This window comes from Roseibacillus persicicus, assembly GCF_014651675.1.
GTDB classification, from domain to species: domain Bacteria; phylum Verrucomicrobiota; class Verrucomicrobiia; order Verrucomicrobiales; family Akkermansiaceae; genus Roseibacillus; species Roseibacillus persicicus.
Genome location: NZ_BMXI01000010.1, coordinates 193,225 through 207,623, shown reverse-complemented (window position 1 = coordinate 207,623; position 14,399 = coordinate 193,225). Strand labels below are relative to the sequence as shown.

Annotated in this window: 12 protein-coding genes; 10 read left to right on the top strand and 2 right to left on the bottom strand. The window is 55.9% G+C overall.

Annotation, left to right across the window (positions count from 1 at the left end; all coding sequences use genetic code 11):
• The first annotated feature begins 48 nt into the window (after positions 1-48).
• From IE099_RS12940 to IE099_RS12920, 5 genes are all read left to right on the top strand, one after another.
• On the top strand, positions 49-1,425 hold the full coding sequence (locus IE099_RS12940; RefSeq protein ID WP_189570491.1) for a restriction endonuclease subunit S: 1,377 nt from the start codon (positions 49-51) through the stop codon (positions 1,423-1,425).
• Between the two features lie 116 nt (positions 1,426-1,541).
• Positions 1,542-1,736, top strand: coding sequence for a hypothetical protein (locus tag IE099_RS12935; RefSeq protein ID WP_229809509.1), 195 nt, complete (start codon positions 1,542-1,544; stop codon positions 1,734-1,736).
• Positions 1,733-2,335 (top strand): GNAT family N-acetyltransferase, encoded by a 603-nt coding sequence (locus IE099_RS12930; protein WP_189570487.1) that lies wholly within the window; start codon positions 1,733-1,735, stop codon positions 2,333-2,335. Before IE099_RS12935 ends, IE099_RS12930 begins: the two co-directional genes overlap by 4 nt.
• A gap of 5 nt (positions 2,336-2,340) precedes the next feature.
• Positions 2,341-2,814, top strand: coding sequence for a helix-turn-helix domain-containing protein (locus IE099_RS12925; RefSeq protein ID WP_189570485.1), 474 nt, complete (start codon positions 2,341-2,343; stop codon positions 2,812-2,814).
• A gap of 19 nt (positions 2,815-2,833) precedes the next feature.
• Positions 2,834-3,763, top strand: coding sequence for a M78 family metallopeptidase domain-containing protein (locus tag IE099_RS12920; RefSeq protein WP_189570483.1), 930 nt, complete (start codon positions 2,834-2,836; stop codon positions 3,761-3,763).
• A 60-nt stretch (positions 3,764-3,823) separates the two neighbouring features.
• Here the strand turns inward: IE099_RS12920 and IE099_RS12915 are convergent, their stop codons facing one another.
• Positions 3,824-4,015, bottom strand: coding sequence for a hypothetical protein (locus IE099_RS12915; protein WP_189570481.1), 192 nt, complete (start codon positions 4,013-4,015; stop codon positions 3,824-3,826).
• A gap of 110 nt (positions 4,016-4,125) precedes the next feature.
• Here IE099_RS12915 and IE099_RS12910 point away from each other — a divergent pair, with 110 nt between their 5' ends.
• Together IE099_RS12910 and IE099_RS12905 are read left to right on the top strand one after the other, a co-directional pair.
• Positions 4,126-5,541, top strand: a complete 1,416-nt coding sequence (locus IE099_RS12910; RefSeq protein WP_189570479.1) for an AAA family ATPase — start codon at positions 4,126-4,128, stop codon at positions 5,539-5,541.
• Between the two features lie 72 nt (positions 5,542-5,613).
• The gene (locus IE099_RS12905) at positions 5,614-7,140 is read left to right on the top strand and encodes a type I restriction-modification system subunit M (RefSeq protein ID WP_189570477.1); all 1,527 of its coding nucleotides are present in this window, start codon (positions 5,614-5,616) and stop codon (positions 7,138-7,140) included.
• Positions 7,141-7,329: 189 nt separating this feature from the next.
• On the opposite strand, the gene IE099_RS12900 is transcribed toward IE099_RS12905, so the two are convergent.
• Positions 7,330-7,977, bottom strand: a complete 648-nt coding sequence (locus IE099_RS12900) for an HNH endonuclease (RefSeq protein ID WP_189570475.1) — start codon at positions 7,975-7,977, stop codon at positions 7,330-7,332.
• A gap of 139 nt (positions 7,978-8,116) precedes the next feature.
• Between IE099_RS12900 and IE099_RS12895 the strand changes: the two genes are divergently transcribed.
• From IE099_RS12895 to IE099_RS12885, 3 genes are all read left to right on the top strand, one after another.
• Positions 8,117-9,298 carry a XylR family transcriptional regulator gene (locus IE099_RS12895; RefSeq protein ID WP_189570473.1) on the top strand — a complete coding sequence of 394 codons (1,182 nt, stop codon included), beginning with the start codon at positions 8,117-8,119 and terminating at the stop codon, positions 9,296-9,298.
• Positions 9,299-9,520: 222 nt separating this feature from the next.
• Positions 9,521-11,065, top strand: a complete 1,545-nt coding sequence (locus IE099_RS12890) for a solute:sodium symporter family transporter (protein WP_189570471.1) — start codon at positions 9,521-9,523, stop codon at positions 11,063-11,065.
• Positions 11,066-11,086: 21 nt separating this feature from the next.
• Positions 11,087-14,398: a DUF5107 domain-containing protein gene (locus IE099_RS12885; protein WP_189570469.1), complete on the top strand. Its 3,312-nt coding sequence runs from the start codon at positions 11,087-11,089 to the stop codon at positions 14,396-14,398.
• Position 14,399: the final 1 nt, after the last annotated feature.

The window sequence follows — 14,399 nt, the reverse complement described above, 5'->3', positions numbered from 1 at the left end:
GAAGATCGAAGAGCGTAGGAGGAAAGAAGTTAACGAGGTGTTAGCGGCATGAGTGAACTTCCTAAAGGCTGGAAACGATCTACGGTAGCCGATGCCTTGATCATCATCGACTATCGTGGCCGCACCCCACCGTATTCCGAGACGGGCATTCCCCATCTTCGTTCCGCGAACGTCCGCGACGGGAAAATCGTTTGGGAGAAGTTGCGCTACGTAACCGAGGACACCTACGAGCAATACATGACGCGTGGAATTCCGAAGGTCGGAGATCTGCTCTTCACGACGGAAGCTCCGCTCGGGCATGTTGCCGACGTTCCGGATCAGAAGTTCTGCTTGGCACAGCGCGTTATGGTTTTGCGTACAGACCACGACGAACTTCACCCAAGGTTTCTCAAGTACCAGATCATGTCCCCAGAGTTTCAGGGACGGATTTCAGGTCGAGGAACCGGCACAACAGTCACCGGAATCTCGTCACGGAACTTTAAACCCGTCCCGCTGCTTCTACCACCCCTCCCCGAACAACGCCGCATCGTGGCGCGGATTGAGGAACTCTTTTCGCGGCTCGACGCCGGCGTCGCCGCCTTGCGCCACGCCAAAGCCCAACTCCAACGCTACCGCCAATCCGTCCTCGCCGCCGCCGTCACCGGCCAACTCACCCAAGACTGGCGCGAACAACACCCCGACACCGAACCGGCGGAAGAGTTGATCAATCGGATCTCAGAGACACGCGCTGCACTCTTTAGAGCTGAAAGCGAGAACTCGGAAGTGAAACGCCATGTATCGAAGCACAAACGGCACAAATTCACGACACCTCCGAATTGGACTACTCCTCCGAGTTGGAAATTCACGAGCCTCCTGACGAGTTGCCAATTTGTCGTAGACTGCCACAACAAGACGCCGCCATACGAGAATTCAGGAATCCCGCTGATTCGAACCACAAATGTCCGAAACGGAAAGTTGGCCTGGCCTAAGATGAAGTTTGTGAACAAAGAGACAGCAGCCCATTGGTCTCAACGTTGCACTCCAGAACCTGGGGATATTCTGTTCACGAGAGAGGCGCCAGCAGGAGAGGCTGCAATTATACCTGAAAACACACGCTTATGCATGGGGCAGCGAATGATGCTCTTTCGCACTTTCCATGATCTGCTCTTACCGTCCTATCTCCTCACGGTGATCCGCTCACACAATTTCCAATCTCAATATGGCGAAAAGCAAGTCGGAGTCGGAGTTCAACACCTCCGCGTGGGCGATGTGGAATCCTTGGCTCTCCCACTTCCACCCCTCCCCGAACAACATCAAATCGTCGCCGAAGTCGAAGCCCGAACCACCGCCATCGACCACCTCGAAGCCGAACTCGACCGCCAACTCACCCGCGCCACCCGCCTCCGCCAATCCACCCTCGCCACCGCCTTCTCCGGAAAACTTTGACCTCCAAATTCAGTCCGCAGGAAACAGTTACACAATAAATGGCTATTTTTTAGCTATTTTTAAATTGATTATTATTTAATTTGGAGCATCTTTCCTTCGTGAGCACTAAACGAACGATGACCCTCAATCTGACGGCTCAGGAAATGGCCGTTCTTGAACAGCTCGCGGAAAAGAAGGACCTGAGCAAAACAGCGGTGATGAAACTAGCGCTTCGCCTACTCCAGACTATCGACGTGCGCGTCGAGCCGGGAAAGAAGCTCTTGGTCGAAGACGAGGCAACCAATGAAAAAAGTGAACTTGTGATCCTATGAATGAGTCTCAGGTCTACCTTCTGGATTCTGACACGAACGAAGTCGTCGAGGCCTCATTATTTGATGAAGTCACCGACGACCATCTCGCCCTCTGGGATACCAGTTGGGCCCCTTTGATGCGAGCCCACCGAACAAACCTTCCCTTGTCAGATACGCCAGAGGATTCGCACTGGAACTGGAAGCACAAGGCGAACAGCTGGCGCTCTCTTCTGGGATATCAGTCCTTTGCCCTCGTTTGCGAGGGAGAACTTCAAGGCCTCATGCTCACCAACGATATCACTTCAGCTCGTCTCCTCGACCAATTTGGAAAGCCCATTGTCTACGTCCAATTCGTGGCGACCGCTCCCTGGAACCGACCCGAACTCCAAGACCCGCCCAAATACCGGGGAGTGGGACGAACCTTCATCCTCGCCGCAATTCAAACCAGTTTGGACATCGGCTATAAAGGACGACTTGGCCTCCATTCTCTTCCCAAAGCAGAGGGATTTTACCGAGACAAATGCGGGTTCACCGTTTTGGGCCCGGACTCGTCACACCAGAATCTCACTTACTGCGAAATGACCGAAACACAGGCGGAAAATTTCCGCCGCAACCACTAGTAACCATGAAACTCGAATACCCAAAAGAGTGGTTTGAACGCAGCGCCGAAATTGAAGGCATTGCGGAGGTGGGTGCAGGTGTCCCTCCCACCCACAGCGCCACCGAACCCCACACCACTGAAAGAATCACCGCCTTTGATACTCGGATTGCCTTTGGCCAATTTGTCTCTCTTTGGCGACGTAACAACGGCTGGAATCCCGAAAAGCTCGCCAACGAAGCCGGAATCGACACGGAAGAAGTGCTGGAAATCGAACGTGATCCCCACTGTGAGCCCGAGGCCGATGCCGTCTACAAGCTAGCGTCTATCTTCGGAGTTCCATCGGGTAAAATGATGGAGCTCGCTGGACTCACCAAATCCCACACCCCTCATTTAAGAGAGGAAGCGATCCGTTTTGCGGCAAGCTCGGAACCCCTTGCGGAACTCTCTGATGTAGAACGGCAGGCTTTGGAAGCATTTGTCGGCGCTCTAACAAATTAACCTAAGGTAAACTATAGTAATGAAAGCTCGCATCCTCAAACCACGACTGCGTCGGGACATCAAGTCCATCGCAGATCGTATTCTTGAAGAGCTGGGCAACCCCGAACCACCGCTAGACCTCAATGATGTCTGTCTACTGTTAGAATTAGACTCTGGCTACTTCACAAGCGAATCAGAAGGACTCCTCAGAAAGACCTTCAGTCGAATGAAACGAGCTGGGAAGCAGCTACTACGACGCCCGACTCTCCTCTGCGATGCCATCAAAAAGTTCGACCTGCGAGCTCTTTATATTCCGGACCAGAAGCGCATCCTAGTCGATGATACGATTCCAAAGCCGAAACACCGTTGGCTCCAAGCGCACGAGATTGGGCACTCCATTCTGCCTTGGCATCAGGAAATGATGCTAGGAGACGATGAACTCACCCCAACCGTTACGGTTCATAGTAAAATGGAGGCGGAAGCGAACTTTGCGGGTGGTAGTCTCCTCTTTCTGGGTAACCGCTTCGCAGAAGAGTGTCGCGACTGCGATCCCTCAATCAAGACTGTAATGGCACTCAAGAAACGGTATGGGAACACCCTCACTACAACACTCTGGCGAGTCATTGAGCATTCTGGCGAAGAGAACCCCCTCATTGGAATGATTGGACAACATCCCAAGAGCTTTCACAACGAACAGTCAAACTTCAGGCACCTGATTCTCTCTCCTGAATTCGAAAGAAAATTTCCTGATCCCTCTCTCAAAAAACTCGAAGACGAAATCAAAGCTTACTGTTGGGGAAATCGAGGACCACTTGGGAACGGAGAAATCCTTCTCACCGACAAGAATGGCACGACCCACAATTTTCATTTCGAGACCTTCTATAACGGTTACGACGCCTTAACCCTCGGTGTTCATCAGGGAGAGGTTCCGGCCATTGTTTCCGCCTTTGGTGGATTCGGCTCTCCTTAAACAATAATTTCAAAAACACATGGCCGACAACTCCGCCACCATCGTCTCTAAAGTTTGGAACTACGCCCACGTCCCCAAGGACGCGGGGGTCGGTTCGGCGACTACGTCGAGTAAATCACCTACCTGCTTTTCCTCAAGCCCGCCGATGAAATGACCGAGCTGGGTGACGACAACCCCATCTCGGAAGACTACCGCTGGTCCAAGCTGGCAGCCGCTCACTCCGCCAACTCCCTCAGATTTCCTAAAAACCATTGTTTTCCCACTTGAGAAAACTACCATTCTCGAGAAAGAAAGCGTCTTTCGGAAACACTTTTAAGTGGCCACAAGTCCATTTTTTGAGCACTTATGGCCACTTATAGACCATGAAGCTAGTCGGTCGGGAACAGGAAATCAAGAATCTCAACCTCCTGCTGAAGAGCAAGGAAGCTGAATTCCTGGCCCTCTATGGCCGTCGACGCATCGGGAAGACTTTTCTCATTGAGCAACATTTCAAAAAGGAGCTTTGCTTCCAATTGAACGGGCAGAAGGACGGCACCCTGAAGGAACAGCTCGCAAACTTTCACCACGCTCTCAGTGACCGCAGCCGGAAGAATCGGGTATGCCCGGGGTCTTGGCAGGAGGCCTTTCAGCAACTCACCGACCACCTCAGAACGCTCCGAGGAAAGGGAAAGTATGTCGTCTTTCTCGATGAATTGCCGTGGCTAGCGAGCCCGCGTTCGCGCTTCCTGCAGGCTCTCGATTACTTCTGGAACAGCTTTCTGAGAAAGGACCCGCGCTTCATCCTCGTCATCTGTGGCTCGGCCGCCTCGTGGATGATTGCCAAGGTGATTGACCACAAAGGCGGTCTTCACAATCGGGTGACGGCCCGCATCAAACTCGAACCCTTCACCCTCGCGGAAAGCTCTCACTTTCTGCGTTCACGTGGGGTCAAGCTCACTCACTACGATCAGCTCACGCTGGCGATGGTCATGGGTGGGGTCCCCCACTATCTCAAGGAAGTCCAAGCCGGACAGTCGGCAGTGCAAGCCATTGATGCCAGCTGCTTCCATCCCACAGGTCTCCTCCGTGATGAGTTCGATCGCCTTTACACTTCCCTCTTTGACAGCTCGGAGCGCCATATCGAGATCGTGCGTGAGCTGGCGAAACATCCGCAAGGACTGACCCGCAAGGACCTGACCAGTGCCTACAAGTCAGGTGGCCGACTGACCCAGACTCTCACCGAGCTCGAGGAGGCAGGCTTCATCAGTCTCCAACACCCCTTCAAGAATACGAGTCGGGACACCGTCTACCGCTTGGCCGATGAGTATTCCCTTTTCTACCTCAAGTGGATGGATGGGAAGCGAAGCACCGGAAGCTTTGCCAAAAAATTTCAGACGCCAGCTTGGCGGGCATGGAGTGGCTACGCCCTCGAGTCCATCGCCCATAAGCATATCCGGCAGATCAATAGCGAACTCGGAATCAGTCAAATCGAGACCGAGCATTGCAGCTGGGTTCACCGTGCGAACAAGACCTGGCCGCAAGGCGCGCAAGTCGATCTCCTCATTGATCGAGCGGATCGCAGCATCAACTTAATCGAAATTAAGTTCTCGGAAGGGCCCTTCACCATCAAGAAAAACTACGCGGAGGAGCTCCGTCGCAAAGGGCAAGTCTTTCGCGAAGTGACGGGCACCAACAAGAACGTCTTCCTCACCTTTCTCACCACCTATGGCCTCACTGAAAACGCTTATTCTCAGGAAATTGCCGACACCGCCATCACGACCGAATGCCTCTTCAAATAAATCCTATAAGTGGCCACATCTCCCAAAAAAACGCACTTATGGCCACTTATAAAACCACCTTCTCTTTCAATTATGACCGATAACTCCGCCTCCATCGTCTCCAAAGTCTGGAACTACGCCCACGTCCTCAAGAACGCGGGGGTCGGTTACGGCGACTACGTGGAGCAGATCACCTACCTCCTCTTTCTCAAGCTGGCCGATGAGATGACCGAGCTAGGTTACGACAACCCCATCCCCGAAGACTATCGCTGGTCCAAACTGGCTGCCGAGACCGGCGACAAGCTCGAAATCCACTACCGCCACACCCTCGAAAACCTTGGCAAGGCACCCGGCCTCGTCGGCATCATCTTCCGCAAGGCCCAAAACAAAATCTCCAACCCCTCCGACCTGCAGCGCGTGATCAAGATGATTGCGGACGAGGATTGGTCTGGGATGGATGTCGATATCAAGGGAGCCATCTATGAAGGGTTGTTAGAGAAGACTGCAAGCTCCTCCGACAAAGGTGCGGGCCAATACTTCACCCCGCGTCCGCTCATCCGCGCCATCGTGGACGTGATGCAGCCCGCCCCCGGCCAAATCATCGGCGACCCCGCCTGCGGCACTGGGGGCTTCCTCCTGGCGGCCCACGACTACATCACCAAGCACAACAAGCTGAGCAAACCGGAGATGAGACATCTCAAGACCACCGCCCTGCGTGGCAACGATATCGTGCCCGGGGTGGTCAGTCTGTGTGCGATGAATCTCTACCTGCACGGCATCGGAGGAGGTAGAGTGGCGGAGGCTTCTAGCCTCAGTTCCGAAGATCAGAGGCAAGATGCCTCGGCTACTTTTTTCAACTCCCCCATCACCGAAGCCGACGCCCTTGCTCAACCGAGCGGCACCAAGTTCGACCTCATCCTCGCCAACCCACCCTTTGGCAAAAAAGGCGGCTACACCATCGTGGGCGATGATGGCAAAATCTCCACCGAGAAGCAGGAATACGAGCGCGACCAGTTCTGGGCCACCACCAGCAACAAGCAGCTCAACTTCCTACAACACATCGTCAGCGAGCTCAAAGTCGGCGGCAGCGCGGCGGTCGTCCTTCCTGATAACGTCCTCTTCGAAGGTGGGGCCGGCGAAACCATCCGCCGCGAACTCCTGAAACGCTGCAACGTCCACACCATCCTGCGCCTCCCCACCGGCATCTTCTACGCCCAAGGGGTGAAGGCCAACGTCCTCTTCTTTGAACGCAAAGAAGCGAGCGAAACACCGTGGACAAAAGACCTCTGGATCTACGACCTGCGCACCAACCAACACTTCACCCTCAAGACCAACCCGCTGGCTACCAAGGACCTCACCGACTTCATCAAAGTCTACAATCCGAAAAACCTCGCCAAGCGCAAGGAGAGCGACCGCTTCAAGAAGTTCAGCTACGACGAAATCGTGGCCCGCGACAAAGCCAACCTCGACATCTTTTGGCTGAAAGACGAATCCCTCGAAGACACCGAGAACCTCCCCCCACCCGCCGAACTCGCCGCCGACATCGTGGCGTCCCTCGAAGTCGCCTTGGAAGAGTTCCGTGCGGTGGAAGATTCTCTCGATTCGTCCAAAGTGATGTAGTGCTCATCCCCTGTTTCTGAAATTCCGAGCCAAGCTCGGCGAGGATTTGGAAACTAGCAAATGGCATCGATATTCAGTCGCGGCTGCCTACCCCACAAAGTTAAGATCACCCTCTTCAGATGGTGCGCGGGCTTCCAGCCTTGCCGCACAGAAGCAGAATGCAACGCGCGAGATACCTAACAAACTCATTCAACGGCCGCCAAAAACCAGCCGCCAAAACCTCGTCCAGAGCGAGAGCTTCTTTTCCTGGATCACATACGGAAGTTCGTCGAGCAGCGCGGTTCGAAGAGCCTTGGAGTGAGCTTCGGCCTCATTCATGAGGCTCAGAATCTGTCTGAGGTAGTCGTTGTGTTGCTTCATGGCATCGCTACCCAACACGGTTTCAAAATCAACAACTGCCTCCGCGCCCCAGGCTTCGAAAGCCTGCAGTCGTCTGATTCTCTGACTCAGCTTAGACACCCCGCGGGTGGTCGGACTGAGTGGCGCGGCGCTCGTCATCCAGTCTTTCCAATCACGATTCCCCTTTGACTGATTACACTTTCCGCACGCCGGGACGAGATTTTGAATCCGGGTCAGATAGCCTGTGGGCCGGCCCTTCCGCATCACGGGAAAGAAATGGTCCCACTCGGTGGAGGGGTCTCCGCAATAGACGCATCGGAGATCGTCTGCGTCGAGCTTGAGCAAGGAAAAGGCGTCGGCCAACTCGCGCTCTGAGGGCGGAACGTTTGGAATCAAAGAGCGAACGAAGGCAGACCGCATCGCGGAAGCTCTCGCTCCAATGCTTTCTCCTCCCGGCGGCTGATAGACCTCACGAGCACTGCGTTTCCCTCTCTTCACGAACGGTATCATGTGAGGAAATTTCCCGCTGTCATGGACAATCTGCCCGCGAAAAACTGACATCTGAGACAACTGCATTGACGCGAATAGCCTATTTTACGAGAAAAGGAGAGCCGTTACTCTCGTATTAAGTCCACCAGTGTCCGAGCAACTCCGAATCGCAGTCCTTATCGAAACGTCCCGTGCCTATGGCCGGGGAATCTTCCATGGCATTGCTGACTACTCTCGCGCTCACGGACCTTGGAGCTTTACCGTGCAGGAACGGGATTTGCGGGGGGGCATCCCGGAGTGGATTCAGACTTGGGAAGGCGATGGCATTCTTTGTCGCGCTTTCAATCCGGAGCTCGCCGAACTGTTGGCCAAGGCCCCCTGCCCCGTGGTCGATCTCTATGGCCGAATGCAGCATCCGGACATCCCCTGGCTCGATACCAACCCGGATGGGATCGCCAAGATGGCGGTGGAGTTCTACCTCAATGCGGCCTTTACCCAATTTGCCTACTGCGGCTTCCATGGTCTTTGGTTTTCGGACCAACGCGAGAAGGCCTTCGTCGCTTTGCTCAAGAAGCTGGGCTTTCCCTGCTCGGTCTATGAAGCCCCAGCCAATTTCGAAAATCAGGACGTCGCCACTCGGGAAGGTCTGCATCCCCAAGGCTCGGATTCGATTCGCGAGTGGGTCTCCAACCTCCCCAAGGGGACAGCCATTCTCGCCTGCAATGATGTGCGGGCCCAACAGCTAACCACGGCTGCGGCTGCGGTGGGTCGCAAGATTCCCGACGACTTGGCAATCATGGGGGTGGACAATGATAAAATCATCTGCCGCTTCGCCAACCCCAGTCTCTCCAGCATCGAGCCCGATACCCGGCTGCTCGGCTACACTGGCTCCGCCTGGCTGCATCGCTTGATCAAGGGCGAGACCCTCCCCTCCCACTCTGCCCTAATCGATCCTATCGGAATCAAAGAGCGGACCAGCACCGACCTGATTGCCAGCGAGGACGAAATTTTCGTGAAAGCTCTCCGCTTCATCAGGAGACTAACAGACCAACGGACCCAAGTTGAAGACGTTCTGAAGCACGTGGGACGTTCGCGTAATACGGTGGAAAGCCGCTTCCGCGAAATTCTGGGCCACAGCATTCGGGATGAGATCACGGCGGCGCGCATTCGACGGGCGCGGTGTCTCCTGCAGCAGACGCGGTGGCCGTTGCACAAGATCGCCGAGGCCTCGGGATTCGCGACCACTGCTCACTTTTGCCGCGCCTTTAAGAACGCGGAAAAGCAAACGCCGACCGAGTTTCGTTCCGCGGGAGAGCCTCCGCTCCTCTAGTCCCGACGGACCGCCTGAAAGCTATCGCCCTAGACAAAGGGACGGTCGAGGTGCGCTTGAGATGAGGGCGCGGCAACAACTCCATGCCTCTCTGTCACTTGTGGTAAGAGAAATAAGACAACCTTGTTGTCATATCCGACAATTGGAAGCTTCCCCATCTCCGACCAGACTTCTTCGACTGAGCCGGAGTTCGGGCCTCTCAACTCCAGCTCATTCCTATTTATGCACACCCTGTCCATCGTTTCCTTCATCCTCTTCTTCGTCGTGGTCATCGGCCTTTCGGTTTACAAAAGCCGTCGTGCCAAAGGTGCCTCCGAAGATTCCTCCGACTTCTTCCTCGGAGGACGCAGCCTGACCTGGCCCTTGATCGGGATCTCGATCGTGGCGGCCAATATCTCCACAGAGCAGATGGTCGGCATGGCAGGGTCAGCGGCGGGTGGGGTCGGACTGGCGGTCAGCTCCTGGCAATTGCTGGGCTCGGTCTTCATCGTGATCGTTTCCATGACGCTCTTGCCCAGATTCCTGCGAGCGGGGATCTACACCATGCCGGAGTTTCTCGAATACCGCTACAACGCCACTGCCCGCAGCATCATGGCGATTCTAACAGTCATCATCTACGCGGTGGTGATGCTCCCGGCGGTGCTCTATTCCGGCGGCGTCACCCTCGAGGCCATCGTGGGTATCGAGCTCTGGCAGGGGGTGATTCTCATCGGACTGGTGGGGATGATCTACTCGACCTTTGGCGGGCTCAAGGCCATTGCTTGGGCGGACCTGGTGCAGGGACTAGCCTTGATTGCGGGCGGGTTGCTGGTCTTCTTTTTCGGGCTCAAGGCCATTGGCGGTTGGGGTGCTTTTTCCAAAGAAAACGCGGACCAGCTGCACATGTTTCTCCCTGCGGATAACAAGGACCTGCCATGGACTGGCTTGCTCTCGGGAATGTGGATTGTGATGATCTACTACTGCGGTCTCAACCAATTCATCGTGCAGCGCAATTTGGCGGCCAAGACCCTGAAGGACGGTCAACTCGGGATGATCTTTGCCGGCGCGCTTTGGCTTCTGGTGCCCTTCGCCATTGTGATGCCCGGGCTGATGGCCAATCAACTCTATGGCGATGACCTCGCGAATACCGACGCGGCCTTCCCGACCCTCATTAAAAAGCTCATTCCACCCGGGATTAGCGGACTCATCTACGCCGCCATCGCGGGGGCGGTGACCTCGACCCTCGCTTCCTTGCTCAACTCGTCCTCCACCATTGCGACGATGGATATCTATCGCAACATGATCAACCGTCAGGCGAGCGAGAAGCAACTGGTGGCCTTGGGACGCATCTTTACCGTGGTGGTGGTGGCCATCGCCTCCGTGATTGCGCCCCAACTGGCCCGTCCCGAGTTCAATGGGGTCTTCGCCTTCATCCAACAATTCCAAGGCTATATCTGGCCGGGTGTGGTGGCCGCATTTTTAGGTGCCTTCCTTTTGCCCAAAGCCCCGCCCCTGGCCGGCGTGCTGGCGCTCGTACTCGGCCCCCTCTTCTATGGTTTGCTGCAGCTGACCCAAAAGCAACACGAGCTCTTTTTCCTGCATCAGGTCCTCATCGCGTTCGTGGGCGTTTCACTCGTTATGCTCGTTCTCACCATTGTCTCCCCCCTTCCCGAAGCTCGCAGATTGCCGGTCCGGGAAGAGGTTGCCCTTAAAACCGAACCTGTCGTGAAGATTGCAGGCGGCTTGGTCATCTGTGCCGTCGCCCTCTTCTTTTGGATTTTCCGTTAACTTTTTTACCTCTCTTCAATTATGTCTTCAGTTACTGCTGCTCTCGAATCCTTGACCATCCCGACCTATCCCGTCGGTGAGCCCGAGAAGAATCCGGTCTTTTTTGACAAACGCGTCTATCAGGGATCTTCCGGGAAAGTCTATCCCGTGCCTTTCATCGACAAAGTCTATGATGAGCCGATCGACAAAACCTACCAGTCGGCCCGCCTGGAGAACGATTTCATTCGCCTCGTGATGCTTCCGGAAATCGGGGGCCGCATTTTCCTGGGTCAGGACAAGACCAATCAAGACTACGATTTCTTTTATCGCCAGGATGTGATCAAACCTGCCTTGGTCGGACTCGCGGGTCCTTGGATCTCAGGCGGGGTCGAGTTCAACTGGCCCCAGCATCACCGTCCCAGCACCTTCATGCCGACGGATGTCCATATCGAAAACGAGGCCGATGGAGCCGCTACCATCTGGATGTCGGAGCACGATCCTCTCAACCGTCTCAAGGGGATGCATGGGATCCGTATTCGCCCGGGTTCGTCGCTCATTGAGTTGCGCGCTCGACTCTACAACCGCACTCCCCTGACCCAGACCTTCCTATGGTGGGCCAATGTCGCGGCACTGGTTCACGACCAGTATCAGTCCTTCTTCCCGCCTGACGTCAACTATGTGGCCGACCACGCGGTGCGCGCGCTTTCCTCCTTCCCCGTCGCGAACAATCCTTACTATGGGGTGGATTACCAGAACCGGCCGGGCGCGAACGACCTCTCCTGGTATCGCAATATTCCCGTGCCCACCAGTTACATGGTGTGCCAGACCTTGGCCGATTTCTTTGGCGGCTACGACTTCAAAGCCGACGGCGGATTCGTCCACGTGGCAAACCGACACATCGCCCCCGGGAAGAAGCAATGGACTTGGGGAGACCACGAGTTCGGCCACGCTTGGGACCGGGAATTGACCGACACCAATGGCCCCTACGTCGAACTGATGGCTGGGGTCTACACCGACAACCAGCCGGACTTCACCTATCTGCTTCCCTACGAGACAAAGACGTTCTCGCAATTCTGGTGGCCGATTCAGGGCATCGGACCTGCCCATGCCGCGAACCAAAAGGCCGCTGTGAGCCTGAACATCGGGGACGACCGAAAGATTGCGCTTGGCCTCAATGTCTCCGAAAGCTTCGAGGGCGAACTCGTTCTCACGCGCCTGGATGCCGAGGTGGCCCGCTTCGACATCACCCTGCAACCCGGCGAGGTCTGGAAGAACGACCAGCATCAGTTCGAAGGCGAACAAGCCCATGAACTCTATCTCACCCTACGCGACCGCGAAGGGCAACTGGTGATAGACTATCGCCCGGTTGACGAAAGCACCCTGACCCGTGACCGCGCCCAAGCGACCGAGCCCCCTCAAGCTGATGAAATCTCCTCGGCGGACGAACTCTTCTTCACCGGGGAGCACCTCGAACTCTATCGCCACCCGACCCGCAAGCCGGAGCCCTACTACGAGCGTTGCTTGGCCATCGATCCCGACGATGCGCGCGCCAATCTCGCGCTCGGGAAAAGACTCCTTCGCAAAGGACTCTTCACGGAAGCCCACGGTCATCTCGAAAAGGCCATTGGCCGCCTCACCTTCCGCCACCCCAATCCCGTGACTGGCGAAGCCCATTATTATCAGGGGATCGTTCTGCGACAGCTCGGCGATCCCACCGGAGCCTACAGCCACTTCTACAAAGCCACTTGGAACAGCGAGTGGCGCAGCAGTGCCTTCTATCAGTTGGCAACGCTCGACTGTTTGAAAGGCGACTTCAACACCGCCCTCACCCATCTCGACGAGTCTCTCGCTACCAACCGCGACAATAACAAATCCAAGAACCTAATAGCGCTTCTCACTTTTAAGAAAGGAAAGACCGAAGAAGCTCGAAAAGTGCTTACCGACTTGCGCGAGATCGACCCACTCGACCACTGGAGCGCTCACCTCTTGCATTTGATGGGCGCACAACCGGAGGAATTTTTGACCACGACCCGCAATGACGCCCAGACCATTCTAGACCTCGCCTTCGACTATTGCGAAGCCGGATTCACCGAAGAAGCTCTGGGGCTGATCGAGCTTCATCATGAAAAGGCCAAGCAGGAATGCGCGGTCCCCAATCCCCTCGCCACGAGTCAGATGACCCAATACCTGAAGGCGTGGCTCACCCGCGACCCGGCGGACTTGGTGGCGGCCCAAGGGCAAGCCTCAAAGCACTTCTTCCCCTCCCGGGCAGAAGAACGAGCCATCTTGGAGTGGGCGCAGAATCAGCCTGGCGGCGACCCTCTCGCCTCCTACGGATTGGGCAATACCTACTACGATCTGGGTCGCCATACCGATGCGCTGGCCGCTTGGAAACTGGCCGCCCAAGCCGACAACCCGCAAGCCCACCGCAATCTGGGGCTCGCGCTTTGGAACGTTCGACAGGAGCGGGAGGAAGCGCGCGAGAGCTACCTGCACGCCATCGCCCTGGACCCTCAGGATGCGCGTTTGGTGCTGGAGTTCGACCAACTTTGCCAAAGGCTGAACGAGCCCCTCGAGGAGCGCCTCGCGTTTCTGGAGGAACGCCGCGAACTGGTTCTCACGCGCGACGATGTCACCGTGGCTTTGGCTTCTCTTTACAACCTCCTCAATCGTCCTCAGGAAGCACTCGACCTCGTCATGACCCGTCCTTTCCACCCTTGGGAAGGCGGTGAAGGCCAGGTCCTGCGCCAATACACCACAGCCCGTCTGCTCCTCGGACAAGAAGCCTTGGAAAAAGGCCAAGCCAAGGAAGCTCTGCGCCAGTTCCAACTCGCCACCGAGACCCCGGATTCCCTCGGGGAAAAGTATCACCTTCTTCAAGCCAAGGCCGACATCAACTACTGGTTGGGTCGAGCCTATCAGGCCCTCGAGGAGAGCGCGAAGGCGAAAAAGCACTTTGAGTTATCAGCCGCTGAGGTCGGTGACTTCAGTGAAATGGCCGTGACCGCGCATTCTCCGCTCAGCTACTTCCGTGGCCTTTCGCTGCAACAACTTGGTCGAACAGAAGAAGCACGCCAACTCTTCCAGGCACTCGCCCAGTTCGCCCAAGAGGGACTCGCAACCGAGGCCAAGATCGACTACTTCGCCACCTCTCTCCCCAATCTGTTAGTCTTTGAAGAGAATCTTCAGGAGCGAAGAGATGCCGAGAACAACCTCCTTCTTGCGCTCGCCCACCATGGTCTGCAAGAAGAGGAATTGGCCGCCAAGGCGCTGGAGAAGACCCTCGCGTTCACCCTCTGCGAACAACGGGCTGCCGATCTGCAGCGCGAAATGTTAGAGCCTGTTACCCGCTAGA